The following is a 17,569-nucleotide window of genomic DNA, read 5'->3' as shown; positions in this document are numbered from 1 at the left end:
GCCCCTCCCGCAAGCGGGAGGGGGGAAGAAGAAAGCGCAAACCTAAACCGCAACCCCCGGCTGCGGCCGATCCAGTTCTCCTGCATCAGCTTGACCTTGTCGGGCCAATGCTCGAGCGCGCCGAGTCCCTCCAGCAGTTCGTCCGCGAAGTCGGTGATCTTCAGGAACCACTGGCTCAGCTTGCGCTGCTCGACCAGCGCGCCCGATCGCCAGCCGCGACCGTCTATGACCTGCTCGTTGGCCAGCACGGTCATATCGACCGGATCCCAATTGACCGCCGATTCCTTGCGATAGACCAGCCCGGCGCGGAACAGGTCGAGAAACAGTGCCTGTTCGTGACCGTAATAATTAGGCTCGCAGGTGGCGAGTTCGCGGCTCCAGTCGATCGCCAACCCGAACCGACGGAGTTGCGCCTTCATCGTCGCGATATTCGCGCGGGTCCACGTGCCGGGATTGATGGCGCGTTCCATCGCGGCGTTCTCCGCCGGCATACCAAACGCATCCCACCCCATCGGGTGCAGGACTTCGCGCCCCTTCATTCGCCAGAAACGGGCGAGCACGTCGCCCATCACGTAGTTGCGCCCGTGCCCGACATGGATCCGTCCGGAAGGATACGGAAACATCTCCAGCACATAAGCTCGAGGCTTGGCCGAGGCATCGTCAGCCTTGAAGGTCTGGCGCTCGTCCCAGACCTTCTGCCACGTCGCGTCCGCCTTCAGCGCGTTGAACCGCGACGCCATGATCGAACCCTCAGCCGGCCACGGAGGCGCGGCGCATGTCGCGGGCCTTGGTCAGGATCAGGTCCTCCAGCTTCTGCACCGTCGCGGCGCGTACCGGTGCTGCGACCCAGTCGCCGCCGGTGCGGACCTGGCGGATCGCGGCGACCGACAGCGCGTCGGCGCGCAGGTCCTGGTCGAGGATCGACACCGTCACCTTGATTCGCTCGCCCGGCGTCTGCGGATTGACGTACCAGTCAGTCACGATGACGCCCCCGTTCGAGTCGGTCTGCAGCAGCGGCATGAAGCTCAGCGTCTCCAGCGTCGCGCGCCACAGATAGCTGTTGACGCCGATCGTCGTGATCTTGGACGGTGCCATCGCCGTCGCCTTCGGGTGGTGTGCGTGACGCGCGCATCCGGCCAATGAGAGCGCTACCAACGACACGGCAAACAACGGCAGGGCGGGCAGCGATCGGGCGAGCGGGGCCAGGGACGCGGTGCGCAACGGGCGGTACATGAGGCGATATCCTGACACGAAAGAGAGCGTGTGTGGTCTGTAGCAGGCGCTGCGCCCCGCTCGCAAGTCGCGCCTGGGCAAGGCCGCTGTGGGCGGTTTGCAACACCCACGGACAATCGCACCGACCAAGGTGGCGACGCTCGTCTAAATCGGTATAGCCGGGTTAAGGCCGAACCAGCACCAACGCTGGCGCAGGGACCTGAGGAAGCAATCGTGAACGCGAGGGGCGTCATCGTCGGGATCGTTGCGGGGGCGCTTGCGGCCGCCGGAACGATCGTTGCGCCCGCCTTCGGTGCTTATGAACAACTTCCTCGCGCCGCGAAGCGGACGCAGACGGCGGCGCGTGCGCTCGGGGGTTTCACGCCGGCCGCGGCCGACCCCCGGCTGGCGGCGCTGTTCGCACGCGGCGGGATCGATCCGACCGATTTCCACTTCACCCCGGCAGAGTCGCGCCGCGGCAACCGCGGCGTGACGATCGCGGTGCGGGCCCGGTCGAACCAGGTATCGCTGGCGGATACGACACGGCTCGCCGCGGCGGCACCGGCGACGAGTATCGGCCTCGCACCGATCGCGTATAATCTGGGCGCGGCGATCGGGTGGAAGCGGCTCGCGATCTCGGGCGACATGGGTCATGTCGATCTCGCCGGCGCACCCGGCAGCCGCGATACCGCGGACGTCGCGGTCACCTATGCCGGTCGTCGCCTGAGCGGTCGGCTGAAGGCTTTTACAGAGCATCCGCTGGTGTCCGGACCGCAGCTGGCGTCCGAGATGCCGAGCTATTCGGTCGATGTCAGCAGCTCCTACGCGCTGACGCACAATCTGAACGTGACCGCGGGTGTCCGCTACCGTGCGGATCGCGATCGGTTGGCACCATCGACGCTCGATGCGACGCATGACAGCCAGGCCGTCTATCTGGGTACCGCCTTCCACTTCTGATCCCGCGCCCTCGGATGGAGCGCGTCGATCGCCGCCCAGCCGTCGAACCCTTGCCGCCTGATCCGCCGGAACCGGCGCGGGTCCATTCCGCCGAGCGCCACGATGCGGATGCTCAGCGCCCCGCCGATCCGCGCCGCGCGCATCACACCGGCCGGTCGGACGCCGGGATGCGAGCGCGTGGCGAAGACCGGCGAGACGAAGAGCGTCCCCGCCCCCCGCACCACGCCGGCGATCGCCTCGCGCCGGGAATGCGCTGGCCAGGTCGTCGGGCGCGAGCCCGCCGGGCCGCGGCCGTGAGTCGCGTAGGGACCCAGCCGCTGCGTTCCGGCGACGACCAGCATGAGCCGCCGCGCCGTGGCGATCCGCCGTACGCGCGCGAACAGCGCCCGACGTTCGGCCGGCGGGGTCGCATGATGGCGAAAGACGACGCCGGACCCGGGCGGCAACCGGCGCAGCGCCGGCCACAGCGCATCGCCCGTGCGTTCGTCGGTCATCAGCCAGACAAGAGGGTTCCGGGGCGGCATCCGCCCCCCTATAGCGCGCCGATGGATGCAGACATCACCCGACGCCGCGACGATGTGCTGGCGCGGATCGCCCGCGCCGCGGCGCTGGCCGAACGACCGCCCCCGACGCTGATCGCGGTGTCGAAGACGCACCCGGCGGGGGCGATCGCTCCGCTGCTGGCGATCGGCCAGCGCGATTTCGGCGAGAACCGCGTGCAGGAGGCGGCGGACAAATGGCCGGCGTTGCGCGAGGCTAATTCCGATGCGGTCCTCCATTTGATCGGCCAGCTCCAGTCGAACAAGGCGGACGATGCGGTCGCGCTGTTCGACGTCATCCATTCGGTCGATCGTCCTTCGCTCGTCGCCACGCTGACGCGCGCGATGGACAAGGCCGGGCGGCGACCCGATTGCTTCGTCCAGGTCAATATCGGCGAGGAGGCGCAAAAAGGGGGCTGTGCGATCGCCGATCTGCCACATCTGCTCGCGCAGGCCCGGGTCGCGGACCTGCCGGTCGTCGGCCTGATGTGCATCCCGCCCGCGGATACCGAGGCCGCGCCCTATTTCGCGCTGCTGGCGAAGCTGGCGCGCGACGAGGGGCTGACCGGTCTGTCGATGGGCATGTCCGACGATTTCGAGGCCGCGGCGATGCTCGGCGCGACACATATCCGGGTCGGCAGCGCCCTGTTCGGAGCACGCGGATGAGGCGGGTGCGGTTCAAGGGATCGCCGCGAAGCAATCGATTCCCCGGACCGACTGGCTGCAAGTTCGCGGCGATCCTGTTCGATTTCGACGGCGTGCTGGTCGACAGCGAATATGCCGGCAATCGCCAGATCGCCGAATGGTTGACCGCCGCCGGATACCCGACGACGACCGAGGAATCGATGGCGCGGTTCATGGGACTGGCGGGCAGCGATTTCCTGACGGCGATCGAACGCTGGATCGGCCGGCCGGTCCCGCCAGAATTCCACGTCGCGCGCGACGCGGAGAATGCGCGGGTAATGGCCGAGGGCATCGCGGCGGTGACCGGCGCGGTGGCGTTCGTCCGCGCGCTCCCCGCCGACCTGCCGCGCGCGGTCGTATCGTCCAGTTCGACCGAGTGGATACGCTGCCACCTGGGCCATATCGGCGTGGCCGACGCATTCGGTGACCATGTCTATTCGGGGCGCGAGCATGTCGCGAACGGCAAGCCGGCACCCGATCTCTATCTGTACGGTGCCGATGCGCTGGGCGTCGCGATCGAGGACTGCGCGATCATCGAGGACTCGCCCGTCGGTGCGACCGGCGCTGTGGCGTCGGGCGGGTATGTGATCGGGCTCACCGTTGGCGGACATTGCGGCGACGGACATGGCGACCGGCTCGCGGCGATCGGGGTGGATGCGGTGGCGGCGGATTTCGATGACGTAGCGCGGTTGCTTGGCTGAAATCCAAGAAGGATAAGCGTTCAGTATATGAATCGCACGAAGGCACGAAGAGGAGCTTCGCGCGGAGGCGCGAAGGAGGCTAAGGGCTTCTTTGGTAGCCGATAAGCCGCGCCGCGCACGTTTCGATCGTAATGGGGGAAACCCTTGTTCTTCGTGCTTTCGTGCCTTCGTGCGAAAAATCCTCGCTCCCTCGCAAACCTCGGTTCGCCTAATGCGGGCTTTCAGAGCTGATGCCCGGTCCTGTCCCGCTTCGTCGCCAGATAGCGTTCGTTGTGCGGATTGGGCGGCAGATGGTGCGCGATGCGTTCGGCCACGTCGATCCCAGCGGCGGCAAGTGCCGCGACCTTGGCCGGGTTGTTGGTCAGCAGCCGCACCCGGTCCTGTCCCAGCAGCGCCAGCATCCGCGCCGCCACGCCGAAATCGCGCGAATCGACCGCGAAGCCGAGCCGCGTGTTCGCGTCCACCGTGTCGTACCCCTGGTCCTGCAACGCATAGGCGCGCAGCTTGTTGACCAGCCCGATCCCGCGCCCTTCCTGGCGCAGGTACAGCAAGATGCCCCAGCCGCTCGCCCGGATCGCAGCGATGGCGGCGTGCAGTTGCGGTCCGCAATCGCATTTCAGGCTGCCCAGCACATCGCCGGTCAGGCATTCGCTGTGCAGCCGGACCAGCGGCGCGTCGCCATCGGGCTGGCCGATCAGCAATGCGACATGCTCGTCCGCGCTTTCGGGGGAGCGGAACGCGACGATCTCCGCATCCTCCGCGCCGCCGACGGGTAGATGCGCGCGCGCCGCGATCGTCAGCCGGGTCGCGTCCTCGTGTGCGTCGATGTCCGCGGCGCTCAGCGTCACCGCAGGATCGGCCCCGCCGGTGAAGAAGGCAGGCAGCAGCCCGGCGATCCGTGCGATCCGAAGCGCCGCCGTCGCCGCCGCGCGATCGGTCAGCGGCAGCGTGCGGAACGGGCCCTTCATCGGATAGGCGAGATCGAATTGCGGATCGGCGAGCGCGGTCGCGCCGGCGAAATCGATCCAGGGCGCACGGTCGATCAGCACCGGCGCGTCGGGGGCCGCAGCGGCGATCTGGTTCGCGAGCGTCAGCGTCGCCGCGCGCCCCGCCGAGATCAGGATCGGCGCCTGCCCCGACGGATCGAACGCGCGGAGCCGGCCGGCATCCGCGGTCTCGATCGCCAGCAGCGCCATCCCGTCGATCGCGATCGGCCATCCGCGGCGAAGCGCGTCCACCCCGCGCGCCGCGCTGCGCGGATCGGTCAAAACGCGAACTCGGTCAGGATCGGAACATGGTCGGACGGCTTCAGCCAGCTGCGACAATCCTCGAACACCCGGTGGGCGGTCGCGGCCTTGGCGGCATCGCCCGTGGCCCACATATGATCGAGCCGTCGCCCGCGATCGGACACCGCCCAATCCTTCGCGCGGTAGCTCCACCAGGTGTGGAGGCGGGCGGGGGCCGGATGGAAATGCCGGCCCAGATCGGTCCAGTCGTTCGATGCCTTCAGCGCGTCCAGCGCGGCGACCTCGACGGGGGTGTGGCTGACGACATCCAGGAGTTGCTTGTGGCTCCAGACATCCGATTCGAGCGGCGCGATGTTGAAATCGCCGGTCAGGATCGTTGGGGCCTCGAGCGTTTCGGACCAGCGCGTCATCCGCTCGATGAAATCGAGCTTCTGGCCGAATTTGGGGTTCGCCTCGCGGTCGGGAATGTCGCCGCCTGCGGGAACGTAGACATTTTCCAGCCGCACACCGTTCGCCAGCCGCACGCCGATATGCCGCGCCTCGCGGTTCGCCTGCCAGTCGAGCCGGTCGTCCGCCTCTATCGGCACACGTGATACGATCGCTACGCCGTGATGCATCCGCTGGCCGTGGAGCATGATATGCCGGTAGCCGATCGCGCGGAACGCGTCCGCCGGGAAGTCGCCGTCGATGACCTTGGTCTCCTGCAGGCACAGGATGTCGGGTTCGACCTCGCGCAGGAACTGCTCGACGATGGCGATCCGGAAGCGGACGGAGTTGATGTTCCAGGAGACGATCTTCACCGGGGCGCGTTTAGGGGGTTCGGGGGCATTCGTCACCCCGCGCTGAGTCACCCCCGACACGGTGCGGGTAAGTCTGAGGGCGTTATTTCATGGTCGCCACGCCGCGGCAAAGCCGCGTCGTCAGACGGCGTTGCGCCGCTGGCCGTGCTCGAGCGAGTCTTGCGGCGGCATGCCGCAAGCCGCCCTTCGCAGAAAGGCCCCCGCTCCGGGGGCATGGAGCGAGGGCCGACCTAGCGTTCGTCACGCAGGCGGGAAACGTGCCGACCAGGCAACAGGGGGAAAACCTGGAACCGACCCGCATCCGCAAGACGGGCTCTAGCCGCGTCAACCTGTCGCGCGGATGAATGGGCACGGGCAAACCCGTTCAGTTGCGCCCCGTCACCGGTCGCGGGTCGTTCCAGCGGAACGCGTTGTCGCTGACCGGCCCGCCATAAAGCTGTTTCGACAGGCGGATCGTCGTCCGGTTGTTCTGGCTGTCGAGCGCGACCCAACCCTGCAGCAGCAATCCCGCGGGGGCGGACCCGTCATGCGCGAACACCAGCGTGATCCGGCCATATTCGGGATGCTTCGGGTCATTCGCCTCGACGCTGACCACCCGCGGATCGGCGGTCGGAACGACGCGTGCATAGCGGCCGATGTCGCGACTCGGGTCGAGCAGCACGCCCAGCGGCGAATTCTTGATCGGCCAGCGTTGCACCTGCTTCACCGAATAATCGATGAAGGTCAGCGCGCCGCCTTCCGCCACGATCAGCAGCGGTACGCCCTTCTGATATTGGAAGCGGATCCGCCCCGGCTGCTTGAGCGTCAAAGTGCCCTTCAGCACGCGCCCGTCGCGATCGGTCTGTGCGAAATCCGCGGTCAGCGTAGTCATCGCCTGCAAATGCCGCTGCACGAGCGCCAGATCGCCGGCGGGCTGTTGCGCGGCGACGGGGGCAGCCATGACGATCGCGATCGACGCCACTGCGGGGGACGGGTTGCGGAACATGCATTTCTCCTGTGGCGCCAGCTTTTGCGCAGGGGCCGTTGAATGCGGCATGAATCGCGGGCACCTCCAGCCTCGACTCATCTTTGCCACGTTTAATCGTGATATCCGTTTGCGCCGCGCGCGAGGCGTGTACCTTCGCGAACAGGAGGCAGGTGATGCAGAGCGCGCTGGACGACGAAGTAGACGGGAATTTTGACGCATTCTATGCCATCCTGCCGCAATTGCTCCAAAAACATATCGGTCAGTTTGCGTTGCTTAGGCACCGGGCCTTGGAGGGATGTTTGTCGATCTTCGTTCAGCCTTCGAGGCGGGGTCGTCGCGCTTCGCCGATCAACTTTTTTCTGTTCAAGAAGTGACAGATCGTCCCGCCGATCTGGGTTTCTTCAGCCATGCCGTCGATACGCGGATCGCTTGAAAACGGGCAGCCGCTCGTTCAGATTCTGATTTCACCGCTCGGTGGACGGCCATTCTCCGTTTCGCATGAATTCATCGCTCTGATCGATACCGGATCGACCAAGACCCTGCTTTGCTCGAACCGTAATCGAAGCGCTGGGATTGGAAGCGCACTCGCATTCGCGGATGCTGGTGGCGACACCTAGCGGGCTCGAAAGACGGCGAGCCTATGGGTTTTCGGTGGGGTTTCTTGACGAAGGTGACGGAACGCCCGGCGCAGCACGAAGTCCGCATTATTTCCCGGATGCGATCACTGGCGCGGACTTCGTCAAAAATAGCAATTTCGACGTACTCTTGGGAATGGATATTTTGCGTCAAGGAAAGCTGATCTTCGAAAACGGGCAATTCGAGTTTACATTCCGCGCCTGATCAGATCGCATGCCCCTCGGCATCGCGCAGCACCTCGCGGCGGCCGACATGATCCGGCCGCCCGACGATGCCGTCCTTTTCCATCCGCTCGATCAGGCGGGCCGCGGAATTGTAGCCGATGCGCAATTGCCGCTGGAGCCAGCTGGTCGACGCCTTTTGCGATTCGCACACCAGCTGGATCGCGTTTCGATATTGCTGGTCCTCCGCCGTATCCTCGCCGGTCGGCGATCCTTCCAGCGTGAAGCCGTCCTCGGGTTCCTCGGTGACCGACGAGATATAGTCGGGCTGCCCTTGCGCGCGCCAATGGTCCGCGACGAGGCGTACCTCGTCGTCGCTGACGAAGGGGCCATGGACGCGGACGATGCCCTTGCCGCCGGGCATGTAGAGCATGTCGCCCTTGCCCAGCAGCTGTTCTGCGCCCTGTTCGCCCAGGATGGTGCGCGAATCGATCTTCGACGTGACATGGAAGCTGATCCGCGTCGGCAGGTTCGCCTTGATGACGCCGGTGATGACGTCGACCGAGGGGCGCTGCGTCGCCATGATGAGGTGGATGCCTGCCGCGCGTGCCTTCTGCGCCAGCCGCTGGATGAGGAATTCGACCTCCTTACCGGCGGTCATCATGAGGTCCGCGAGTTCGTCGACGATCACGACGATCTTCGGCAGCGGCTGATAGTCGAGCTGTTCCTCCTCGTAGACGGGGCGACCGGTGTCCGCATCATAGCCCGTCTGGACGCGGCGGCCGAGCGGCGTGCCTTTTGCGCGGGCGGCGAGGACCTTTTCGTTGAAGCTCGCGAGCGAGCGGACACCAAGCGAGGACATCTGCCGGTAACGATCCTCCATCTGCTCGACGGTCCATTTGAGCGCACGGACGGCCTTGGCCGGATCGGTGACGACGGGCGCATAAAGGTGGGGGATATCCTCGTACATGCTCAGTTCGAGCATCTTGGGATCGATCATGATCATCCGACACTGATCGGGCCGCAGCCGGTACAGCAACGACAGGATCATGCAGTTGAGCCCCACCGACTTGCCCGACCCGGTGGTGCCCGCGACGAGCAGGTGGGGCATCGGCGCGAGATCGGTGATGACCGGATCGCCTGCGATGTTCTTGCCGAGGATGATCGGCAAGCTCGCCGTCATGTCTTCGAAGCTGTCGCTGTTGACCAGTTCGCGGAGCGCGACACTCTCGCGCTTCGCGTTGGGAAGTTCGATGCCGATGACGTTACGTCCCGGTATCACCGCGACCCTCGCCGATATCGCGCTCATATTGCGCGCGATGTCGTCGGCCAGCGCGATGACGCGGCTCGCCTTGATGCCGGGTGCGGGTTCCAGTTCGTACATGGTGACGACCGGGCCGGGGCACACTTTCGTGATCGACCCTTCGACCTTGAAGTCATCGAGCACATTTTCCAGCAGCCGCGCATTCCGGTCCAGTGCCGCCTTGTCGATGGTGTTCTTCGGCATCGGCGGCGGCTCGGTCAGCAGGTCGATCGAGGGCAGCGCATAACTTTGGCCGAGATCGAGCTGCTGCTGTTTAAGCTTGGGTTTGGCTGCAGACGGGGCGAGCGTCCGGTCGGCGATCACGGGGGCCGGACGCGGGTCGGGCTCGGCGACCGCGCGCGGCGCGACGGGCTTTCGGGTCAGCGTCAACGGTTCGTCGAAATCGTCGATAGCAGCGACGCTTTCACGGCCACGGCCACGGCCACGGGTGCGGCGCAGGCGGCGGCCCTGTTCGATGAAATCGATTTCCAGGCTCTTCGCCCAGATGATGACGCCGCCGATGCCGAGCGCCAGCCCGACGCCGCGCGCCGCCCATATCTCGGCGACGGGACGGCCTAGCGAAGCGAGTCCCGAATGCACGCCGCGCGCCACCGCCAGCCCGACGATCCCGCCCCACCCGGCCGGCAGAGCCAGCACCGATGCGTCCGATACGAAGGCGAGCGCGGCGGCCATCAGCGCGACGCCGATCGCCTCGCCGCGCAGCATCCGTCCCCAACGCCCCGCCGGCTGTTCGCGCCACAGCCGGAGCGCGACGATCGCGGGAACGGGCAGCAGCAACGCCGCGATGGGACCGAAGGCGGTCAGCGCCAGATCGGCGAACCATGCGCCCGGTTCGCCCAGGAAATTGGCCGGCGCGCCGCCTGCCGCGGTGTTGAAGGCGGCATCGGCGGCATGATAGCTGGCGATCGCCGCTGCCATCATGGCGGTGGCCGCCAGCAGCGCGATCGCGGTCAGCAGCGCCCCGCTTCTGACCGCGCCCGCCCGCCACGTCTCGCGCCACAAGGCTGGCTGCGCCCGGCTCGCCATCGTTCCCGTCCCCGTAAAAATGTCGAAATGCCCGGGGCGAATCATCGGCTTCCCGGGCTTTGCAGTCAAGGCGGACGGGCGTAGGAGCCACGCCATGGATAGCGACGTCATCATCCTCGGCGGCGGTCTGGTCGGCGCGACGCTGGCCGTGGCGCTGGACACGCACGGCCTGTCGTCGATCGTGATCGATCCCGCGGACCCGGCGGTGACGCTGGCGGCGGGATTCGACGGGCGGGCGTCGGCGGTGGCGAGCGCGAGCGGGCGGTTGCTCGACGCGATCGGGGTGGGGGCGCGACTGGCCGGGCAGGGCTGCGCGATCCGGGGTATCCGGGTCAGCGACGGACTGGCACCCGGTGCGCTCGATTTCACCCCCGATGCGGACGACGGGGCCCTGGGTACGATGTACGAAAACAAGCTGCTGCGCCGGACGTTGTTCGAGGCGGCGGACGCGGCGTCCAGGGTCGACCTGCGCATGCAGACGCGCGCGAAGACAGTCGATCGCTCGGCGTCGGGCGTCACCGCGACGCTCGATACGGGCGCGGTCGTCCGCGCACCGTTGCTGATCGCGGCGGAGGGGCGCAACTCGCCGACGCGTGAAGCGGCCGGGATCACCGTCGCGCGGTGGAAATACGACCACACCGCGATCGTCGGCGCATTCCATCACGAACGTCCGCACGACAATACCGCATTCGAGATATTCTACCCAAGCGGCCCGTTCGCGCTGCTGCCATTGCCCGACGACGACATCGGCCACCGGTCGGCGATCGTCTGGACGGTCGACGCGAAGGATGCGGCGGGCATGCTGAAGCTCGGCGATCGCGCTTTCCTGGCGGAGGCGGAGAAGCGAATGGGCGGGTTCCTCGGCACGCTGTCGCACGCCAGCCCGCGCGCAAGTTATCCGCTCGGCTTCCACCATGCCGCGCGGATTACGGCCGAACGGCTCGCGCTGGTCGGCGATGCCGCGCACGGCATCCACCCGATCGCGGGGCAGGGGCTGAACCTGGGTTTCCGCGACGTGGCGACGCTGGCGGAGGTGCTGGTCGAGGGCAAGCGGCTGGGGTTGGACCTTGGCGATGCGGCGCTGCTCGCGCGCTACCAGCGATGGCGCGGGCTCGACACGTTCATGGTCGCGCTCGCGACCGATTCGCTGACCCGCCTGTTCGGTATCCCCGGCAAGACCGCGAGCGCGGTGCGGCGCTTCGGCATCTCGGCGGTGAACGCGATCCCCCCGCTGAAGGACCGCTTCATGGCGGAGGCACGCGGCGAGAGCGGGGATCTGCCGAAGCTGCTGCAGGGGATGACGGTGTGACTCGACCGGCCGCGCGATCGGTCGGCGTCGCCATGTTCGCGCTCGCCTGCCTGACGTCGCCTGCGATGTCGCAACACGAGCCGGATACCAGCGCCAGCGATCGTGCATGGGGTCGCGCCCGCGAAGCGTCGGCGCGCGCGATGATCCGGACGCTCGATATGACGTCGTTCCCAAACTCGATCGGACCGCGGCGCGTGGCGGGAAAGCGGACGCTGGCCGATTACGGCTTCACCGTCGTGAAGGGGTTCGACGACGGCTGGGCCTATTCGACCGAGCCCGACAATTCGTGGCAGATCGGCGTGTTCATGCTGAAGGATGGCCGCCGCATGAAGCGGCTGTGCGTCACGGATGTGGCGATCGGTGGCGGGACGTATCGCAGCACGACGGCGATAGACGTCGCCGCGCGGTCCGACGGCACATGGCATGCCGTGCGCGTCCTGGGTGTCGTGTCCGGCTGCGGCTGACCGCGCTCAGTCCTCGCCGAGACGACGCGCTTTCTCGGCCAGCATCACCGGTATCCCGTCGCGTATCGGATAGGCCAATCCCGCCGCAACGCTGACCAACTCCCCGGCCGCCTCGTCGTAGCGGAGCGGCGTGCGCGTTACCGGGCATACGAGGCGTTCGAGCAGCCAGGGATCGAGACTCATACCCTCCTTCCGTTCGAAACGAACGGGAGACATTGGCCGCTCACTGCAACGTCACCCGGTCCTCGCCGTCATGCCGGCCGAAGAACTGCATCAGCTGGATGATCAGTTCCGCGCGCGTCTCGATATCCCCCGCTTCCAGCAGCGCCTGCTTGGCGGCCGAATCGAACGGTGCGATCTGCGCGATGCCGTTGACCAGCGCCTCGTCGTCCAGCCGCCCCACCGCGTCCCAGTCGATCGAATAGCCCTGCGTATCGGCGAAGCGCCGCGATTCCAGCTCCAGCGACGATCGCCGCCCGAGCGACAGCGTATCGTCCGGCACGACCGGCAGCAATTCCGCCTCGACCTGGCGGAACGCGGTCGCGACATCGAGTTCGCGGACGATCCGGAACAACGACACCCCCTCCAGGATCACGTTGTAGCGACCGTCCTCCATCGCTTCGACCTCGGCGATCCGACCGACGCAGCCCAGGTCGAACAAGGCGGGCGGGACGTCCTCGCTGCCGGATACCGGGCGCGGCTGGACCATGCCGATCCGCCGGTCGCGCGCCACCGCGTCGGAAATCATCGCGCGGTAGCGGGGTTCGAAGATGTGCAGCGGCAAGTGCATGCCGGGAAACAGCAACGCCCCGGGCAGCGGGAAGATCGACAGCCGCGTGGTGGTGCGCTCGCTTGCCACGCCCATCACCCGAACAGGATCGCGGAGAGCCGGCGGCGCTGTGCCGACACCCAGGCATCCTCCAGCCCGACGACCTCGAACAGCTTCAGCAACTGCGTCCGCGCCGCCCCCCCGTTCCAGTTGCGATCGGCGGCGACGATGGACAGCAGGTCGTCCGACGCCGCGTCGCGGTCCCCCGCCGCCATTTCCGCGCCGGCGAGCGCGAAGCGTAATTGATGGTCATCGGGGTTGGCGGCAACCTCCGCTTTCAGCGCGGCGAGGTCCTCGACAGGTTGCGCGGTCTTCGCCAGTTCGATCGCGGCGCGGGCGCGGTCGATGCCGGCGTCCTTCGTGCCCGCGGGCAGCGCCGCGATCGCGACTTCGGCTTCCTCCATCCGCCCGGCGGCAACCAGCGCACGGATATGACCGGACAAGACCCCCGGATGATCGGAGGCCATTTCCATCAACTGGTCGAAGATGCCGACCGCTCGCTCGCCGTCGCCCGACGCCAGCACGTCCTCGCCCATCGCGATCAGCGGCTCCAGTTCAGCGGCGTCGCTGGCGGCGTCGGACTGGATCGGCAGCTGCTTGAGGAGCTGATCCAGCATCGTGCGCAACTGCGATTCGGTGCGCGCAGGCGTCAGGTCTGCGACCAGCTTACCCTGGAACATCGCATAGACGGTCGGGATCGACTTGATCTGGAATTGCGCGGCGATGAACTGGTTCTTGTCGGTATCGACCTTGGCCAGCACCACGCCCCTGTCGGCATAGTCCGCTGCGACCTTCTCGAGCAGCGGGGTCAGTGCCTTGCACGGCCCGCACCATTCCGCCCAGAAATCGATAACGACGAGACTGGCCATCGACGGCTCGACGACGTCGCGGCGGAACGTCTCGACGGCGGTCTTTTCGGCGGGGGACATGCCTAACGTGGCCAAGGGATACTCCTGTAGGTGCGCCCCTATGTGGGGCAAGCGCGGCCCCGCGCCAAGACGTGACGGTTCAGCTTTCCGCGCGGCCCTTGAAACCTTGCGCAATCACGTACCATTCGGACGACCCCTTGCGGCTCGCCGGCGGTTTGGCGTGCTTTACCGCGGTGAAATTGCGTTTCAGAACCGCGACCAGGTCGTTGTCCGCGCCCCCCGCCAGCACTTTCGCGACGAAGCCACCGCCCGGGCGAAGGATGTCGCACGCGAAATCCACCGCCGCCTCGACCAGCCCCATCGTGCGCAGATGATCGGTCTGGGGATGGCCGACGGTGTTCGCCGCCATGTCGGACAAGACGAGATCGGCGGCTCCGCCCAAGGCTTCGGTCAACCGCGCGGGGGCCTCGTCCGCCATGAAATCCATCTGGAGGATGGTGACGCCGTCGATCGGATCGACCGGCAGCAGGTCGATGCCGACGACGATGCCGGCGGGTACCTGTTTGCGCACCACCTGGCTCCAGCCGCCGGGCGCGATCCCCAGATCGACGATCCGTTTCGCCCCCTTCAGCAGCGCGAACCGTTCGTCCAGCTCGATCAGTTTATACGCCGCACGGCTTCGATACCCTTCCGCGCGCGCGCGGCGGACATAGGGATCGTTCAGCTGCCGCTCCAGCCAGCGCGTCGATTGCGCGGTACGCCCGCGCGACGTCTTCACGCGGACATGGCCGCCGCCGCCGCCGCGGCTCACGGCTTGACCATGGGCGCATCCGCCGGGCGCGGGGCACCCATCAGCCTGCGGAGAATCCCTTCGCGGATGCCGCGATCGGCGATGCCCAGCCGTTCGGCGGGCCACAGGTCCATGATCGTCTCCAATATCGCGCAGCCTGCGACCACCAGGTCCGCGCGCTCGGTGCCGATACAGGGTAGCCGCACCCGCTCCTCGATCGACATCCGCGACAGGTCCGCGCTGATCCGCCGCATCGCAGGCGCGGGGACGATCAGCCCGTCGACCACCGCGCGGTCATAATGGTCGAGCCCCAGATGCACGCTGCCGAGCGTCGTGACCGTACCGCTCGTGCCGAGCAGCCGCGGCGCGTGGACACCGCGCGGCAGTCGGGATGCGAACCCTGCCATGCTGTCAGCGACCAGTGCGCGCATCCGCGCATAGGCGGCGGCGCGGCCCTCCGGCCCTTCGCCGCCACCCGCCTGTTCGGTCAGCGAGACGACTCCCCAGGGCGCGGAATGCCAGTCGAGCACCACCGGCATCGGTCGCGCGGTGTCGACGAGGACGAGTTCGGTCGATCCGCCGCCGATGTCGAACACCAACGCCGGATCCTCGCCGGGCTCGATCAGCGAATGGCAGCCGAGCACCGCCAGCCGCGCCTCTTCCTCGGCGGAAATGATGTCGAGGTGAAGCCCCGTCTCCGCCAGTGCGCGTGCGATGAAGTCGGGACCGTTGACTGCGCGGCGGCACGCCTCGGTCGCCACCGACCGCGACAAGGTGACGTTGCGCCGCCGGAGCTTGTCCGAACATACCCGGAGCGCCGCGATGGTGCGTTCGATCGCGGCGTCGCTCAGCCGACCGCTCGCGGCCAACCCCTCGCCCAGCCGCACGATCCGCGAAAAGGCATCGATCACCGCGAAGCCCGACCCTTGCGGGCGTGCGATCAGAAGCCGGCAGTTATTGGTACCGAGGTCGAGCGCGGCATAGGCATGCGCGCCCGGATAGGCGGTATCGGCGCGCCGCGCGCCATTGCCCCCTTTGTCGGGGCTGCCCGGTGCCGGACGGGGAGGGAGCCCCGGCCGGTACGGCATCCTGGCGGGCGCGTCCCCCATGCCGTCGAAACTCGCAGTCTGATCGTCCGGCGCGGGCGAGCTTGCCCGTTCGGTGCTTGCCCTATGGGGTAGCGCGTCCTCGCCCGCGCGACAAGCGCCCATCCCCTGTGGCGACATTGACAGTTCCGGCCACCTTGCCTAGGGCCGCGCTGCTGCGTTGCCCCGTCGTCTAATGGTAAGACTGCGGTTTCTGATACCGCCTATTGAGGTTCGAATCCTCACGGGGCATCCAGCCTCAGTGTTTGGTAGCAAATGAATAGAGCCGGTTTGCAGGCACATGACGACGCTTCCCCAATCGCCGTCTTCGCGTCCGCGCTCGTCCAGTCGGTGCCGCCGCTGCGACGCCAGACCTCGTGGCCCGTCGAGTCCAGCAGGATCGTCGTCGGCAGGTTCGCCTGATAGGCCAGGCTCAGCCCCAGCTTCGGGTCTAGATACGGCTTCAGCGTGCCGAACCGGTGCTGGGCGAAGAAGGGCGCGACCTTGGCCGCGCCGTCGAGATCCTGCGAGACCGCCAGCACGACGACCTTGCCGTCCAGCGCCTTCGCCGCCGCGTCGAGCGTCGGCATCTCGGCCACGCACGGCGCGCACCAGGTCGCCCACAGGTTCAGCAGCACGGGCTTGCCGCGGAAGGCGGCCAGCGTGACCGGTGCGCCGTCGGGACCGGTGAAGCTGAGCGTCGGTGCCGCCCGGCCCCGATGACTTCGATCAAACCGTGACCGGTCGAACGTCACGGTCTTCGTCCCCGGGGTCGGCTCAGGCTGGACCTCGTCCGGCGAGATCGCGGTCGCGGCGTTCGCATCGGCCGCCGCGTCGGCTTGCCCGGGGGCCTGCGATTTCCTATCGCAGCCCGCGGCCATCAGGCTCGTACCCAGGAGACAGGCGATAGCGGCGCGCGAGGACATCGAGGGTTTCACGGAAGGCTCCAATGCGATGTGGGGCGGGCGCTTCGCGGAAGGGCCGGCGGCGGTGATGCGCGCGATAAACGCGTCGATCCCCTTCGACAAGCGGCTGTGGCGGCAGGATATCGCCGGGTCCAGGGCGCATGTGGCAATGCTGGGCGCGGCGGGGATCGTGTCGGCGGCGGATGCGGCGGCGATCGCGGACGGGCTGGACCGGGTCGCGGCGGATTACGAAGCGAACGGCGTCGCGGAGGATCTGGCGCTCGAGGACATCCATATGCAGACCGAGGCGAAGCTCGCCGCGGCTATCGGGCCGGTCGCGGGGCGGCTGCACACCGCGCGGTCGCGTAACGACCAGGTCGCGACCGATTTTCGCTTGTGGGTGCGGGGTGCCATCGACGAGGTGCTGGCCGCGCTCGAAGGCTTCCGCCAGGCGCTCCTCGTGCGCGCCGAGGAGCATGCCGGCAGCGTCATGGCCGGCTTCACGCATCTGCAATCGGCGCAGCCGGTGACGCTCGGCCACCATCTGATGGCCTATCACGAGATGATCGTGCGCGACGCGGGGCGTTTTCGCGATGCGCGGGCACGGATGAACAAATCGCCCCTGGGGTCGGCGGCGCTGGCGGGGACGGGGTTCCCGATCGATCGGCACGCGACCGCGGCGGCGCTGGGGTTCGACGGACCGATGGCCAATTCGCTCGACGGGGTCAGCGACCGCGACTTCGCGATCGAATATCTGACCGCGGCGGTGCAATGCTCGCTGCATCTGTCGCGGCTGGCGGAGGAGTTCGTACTGTGGGCGTCGCAGCCGTTCGGCTTCGTGGCGCTGAGCGATCAATGGTCGACGGGCAGTTCGATCATGCCGCAGAAGCGCAACCCCGACGCCGCCGAACTGGTGCGCGGGCATGCCGGGCGGATCATGGGGTGCATGACCGCGTTGATGGTCACGATGAAGGGCCTGCCGCTCGCCTATTCGAAGGACATGCAGGATGACAAGCCGCCGGTGTTCGAGGCGCACGATCTGCTCGCGCTGTCGATCGCGGCGA

At 67.4% G+C, this 17,569-nt stretch carries 21 protein-coding genes and 1 tRNA gene; 9 read left to right on the top strand and 13 right to left on the bottom strand.

All coding sequences use genetic code 11. From position 1 onward, the window contains the following. Both ACFE7D_RS05895 and ACFE7D_RS05890 read right to left on the bottom strand, forming a co-directional pair. A partial coding sequence (locus ACFE7D_RS05895; protein ID WP_375394502.1) for a class I tRNA ligase family protein occupies window positions 1-740 on the bottom strand: 740 nt, incomplete at its 3' end. Between the two features lie 10 nt (window positions 741-750). Then, window positions 751-1,233, bottom strand: a complete 483-nt coding sequence (locus tag ACFE7D_RS05890; RefSeq protein ID WP_375394501.1) for a DUF3576 domain-containing protein — start codon at window positions 1,231-1,233, stop codon at window positions 751-753. Between the two features lie 213 nt (window positions 1,234-1,446). On the opposite strand from ACFE7D_RS05890, the gene ACFE7D_RS05885 reads away from it, so the two are divergent. After that, complete coding sequence (locus tag ACFE7D_RS05885) at window positions 1,447-2,169, top strand: hypothetical protein (protein WP_375394500.1); 723 nt, start codon at window positions 1,447-1,449, stop codon at window positions 2,167-2,169. Here ACFE7D_RS05885 and ACFE7D_RS05880 read toward each other — a convergent pair. After that, window positions 2,142-2,663, bottom strand: a complete 522-nt coding sequence (locus tag ACFE7D_RS05880; protein WP_375394499.1) for a thiamine phosphate synthase — start codon at window positions 2,661-2,663, stop codon at window positions 2,142-2,144. The genes ACFE7D_RS05885 and ACFE7D_RS05880 overlap by 28 nt on opposite strands. Before the next feature lie 51 nt (window positions 2,664-2,714). Between ACFE7D_RS05880 and ACFE7D_RS05875 the strand changes: the two genes are divergently transcribed. After that, on the top strand, window positions 2,715-3,374 hold the full coding sequence (locus ACFE7D_RS05875; RefSeq protein ID WP_375394498.1) for a YggS family pyridoxal phosphate-dependent enzyme: 660 nt from the start codon (window positions 2,715-2,717) through the stop codon (window positions 3,372-3,374). After that, a complete protein-coding gene (locus tag ACFE7D_RS05870) occupies window positions 3,371-4,093 on the top strand; it encodes an HAD family hydrolase (protein WP_375394497.1) in 723 nt (240 codons plus the stop codon). Before ACFE7D_RS05875 ends, ACFE7D_RS05870 begins: the two co-directional genes overlap by 4 nt. A 221-nt stretch (window positions 4,094-4,314) precedes the next feature. Here the strand turns inward: ACFE7D_RS05870 and ribA are convergent, their stop codons facing one another. The 3 genes from ribA to ACFE7D_RS05855 form a co-directional block, all read right to left on the bottom strand. Continuing rightward, window positions 4,315-5,361, bottom strand: coding sequence for a GTP cyclohydrolase II (ribA, locus tag ACFE7D_RS05865; protein ID WP_375394496.1), 1,047 nt, complete (start codon window positions 5,359-5,361; stop codon window positions 4,315-4,317). Then, window positions 5,358-6,140, bottom strand: a complete 783-nt coding sequence (locus ACFE7D_RS05860) for an exodeoxyribonuclease III (protein ID WP_375394495.1) — start codon at window positions 6,138-6,140, stop codon at window positions 5,358-5,360. The genes ribA and ACFE7D_RS05860 overlap by 4 nt, the downstream gene beginning before the upstream one ends. A 364-nt stretch (window positions 6,141-6,504) precedes the next feature. Continuing rightward, on the bottom strand, window positions 6,505-7,125 hold the full coding sequence (locus ACFE7D_RS05855) for an outer membrane lipoprotein carrier protein LolA (protein ID WP_375394494.1): 621 nt from the start codon (window positions 7,123-7,125) through the stop codon (window positions 6,505-6,507). A gap of 155 nt (window positions 7,126-7,280) precedes the next feature. Here ACFE7D_RS05855 and ACFE7D_RS05850 point away from each other — a divergent pair, with 155 nt between their 5' ends. Continuing rightward, the gene (locus tag ACFE7D_RS05850; RefSeq protein WP_375394493.1) at window positions 7,281-7,481 is read left to right on the top strand and encodes a hypothetical protein; all 201 of its coding nucleotides are present in this window, start codon (window positions 7,281-7,283) and stop codon (window positions 7,479-7,481) included. A 223-nt stretch (window positions 7,482-7,704) separates the two neighbouring features. Continuing rightward, window positions 7,705-7,947 carry a hypothetical protein gene (locus tag ACFE7D_RS05845; RefSeq protein WP_375394492.1) on the top strand — a complete coding sequence of 81 codons (243 nt, stop codon included), beginning with the start codon at window positions 7,705-7,707 and terminating at the stop codon, window positions 7,945-7,947. On the opposite strand, the gene ACFE7D_RS05840 is transcribed toward ACFE7D_RS05845, so the two are convergent. Beyond that, window positions 7,948-10,254 (bottom strand): DNA translocase FtsK 4TM domain-containing protein, encoded by a 2,307-nt coding sequence (locus tag ACFE7D_RS05840; RefSeq protein WP_375394491.1) that lies wholly within the window; start codon window positions 10,252-10,254, stop codon window positions 7,948-7,950. A 94-nt stretch (window positions 10,255-10,348) separates the two neighbouring features. On the opposite strand from ACFE7D_RS05840, the gene ACFE7D_RS05835 reads away from it, so the two are divergent. Then, entirely contained in the window at window positions 10,349-11,563 is a 1,215-nt protein-coding gene (locus ACFE7D_RS05835; protein WP_375394490.1) for a UbiH/UbiF/VisC/COQ6 family ubiquinone biosynthesis hydroxylase, read from the top strand. Continuing rightward, entirely contained in the window at window positions 11,560-12,027 is a 468-nt protein-coding gene (locus ACFE7D_RS05830; protein WP_375394489.1) for a hypothetical protein, read from the top strand. The genes ACFE7D_RS05835 and ACFE7D_RS05830 overlap by 4 nt, the downstream gene beginning before the upstream one ends. A 6-nt stretch (window positions 12,028-12,033) precedes the next feature. Here the strand turns inward: ACFE7D_RS05830 and ACFE7D_RS05825 are convergent, their stop codons facing one another. The 5 genes from ACFE7D_RS05825 to ACFE7D_RS05805 form a co-directional block, all read right to left on the bottom strand. Continuing rightward, complete coding sequence (locus tag ACFE7D_RS05825; RefSeq protein ID WP_375394488.1) at window positions 12,034-12,210, bottom strand: Trm112 family protein; 177 nt, start codon at window positions 12,208-12,210, stop codon at window positions 12,034-12,036. A gap of 40 nt (window positions 12,211-12,250) precedes the next feature. Next, window positions 12,251-12,892 (bottom strand): LON peptidase substrate-binding domain-containing protein, encoded by a 642-nt coding sequence (locus tag ACFE7D_RS05820; protein WP_375394487.1) that lies wholly within the window; start codon window positions 12,890-12,892, stop codon window positions 12,251-12,253. Further along, complete coding sequence (locus ACFE7D_RS05815) at window positions 12,892-13,785, bottom strand: tetratricopeptide repeat protein (RefSeq protein ID WP_375394514.1); 894 nt, start codon at window positions 13,783-13,785, stop codon at window positions 12,892-12,894. The genes ACFE7D_RS05820 and ACFE7D_RS05815 overlap by 1 nt, the downstream gene beginning before the upstream one ends. Window positions 13,786-13,864: 79 nt before the next feature. Beyond that, complete coding sequence (locus ACFE7D_RS05810; protein WP_375394486.1) at window positions 13,865-14,536, bottom strand: RlmE family RNA methyltransferase; 672 nt, start codon at window positions 14,534-14,536, stop codon at window positions 13,865-13,867. Beyond that, window positions 14,533-15,624 carry a Ppx/GppA phosphatase family protein gene (locus ACFE7D_RS05805; protein ID WP_375394485.1) on the bottom strand — a complete coding sequence of 364 codons (1,092 nt, stop codon included), beginning with the start codon at window positions 15,622-15,624 and terminating at the stop codon, window positions 14,533-14,535. Before ACFE7D_RS05805 ends, ACFE7D_RS05810 begins: the two co-directional genes overlap by 4 nt. 158 nt (window positions 15,625-15,782) lie before the next feature. On the opposite strand from ACFE7D_RS05805, the gene ACFE7D_RS05800 reads away from it, so the two are divergent. Continuing rightward, a tRNA-Gln gene (locus ACFE7D_RS05800) sits at window positions 15,783-15,856 on the top strand. Here ACFE7D_RS05800 and ACFE7D_RS05795 read toward each other — a convergent pair. Continuing rightward, window positions 15,843-16,538, bottom strand: a complete 696-nt coding sequence (locus ACFE7D_RS05795) for a TlpA family protein disulfide reductase (protein ID WP_375394484.1) — start codon at window positions 16,536-16,538, stop codon at window positions 15,843-15,845. The genes ACFE7D_RS05800 and ACFE7D_RS05795 overlap by 14 nt on opposite strands. Before the next feature lie 16 nt (window positions 16,539-16,554). On the opposite strand from ACFE7D_RS05795, the gene argH reads away from it, so the two are divergent. Further along, a partial coding sequence (argH, locus tag ACFE7D_RS05790) for an argininosuccinate lyase (protein ID WP_375394483.1) occupies window positions 16,555-17,569 on the top strand: 1,015 nt, incomplete at its 3' end.

Origin of the sequence: uncultured Sphingomonas sp., assembly GCF_964244235.1 — a bacterium.
Taxonomy (GTDB): Bacteria; Pseudomonadota; Alphaproteobacteria; order Sphingomonadales; family Sphingomonadaceae; genus Sphingomonas.
Note: the sequence above shows the minus strand (reverse complement) of the source record. Positions and strands in the feature narration are given on the sequence as shown.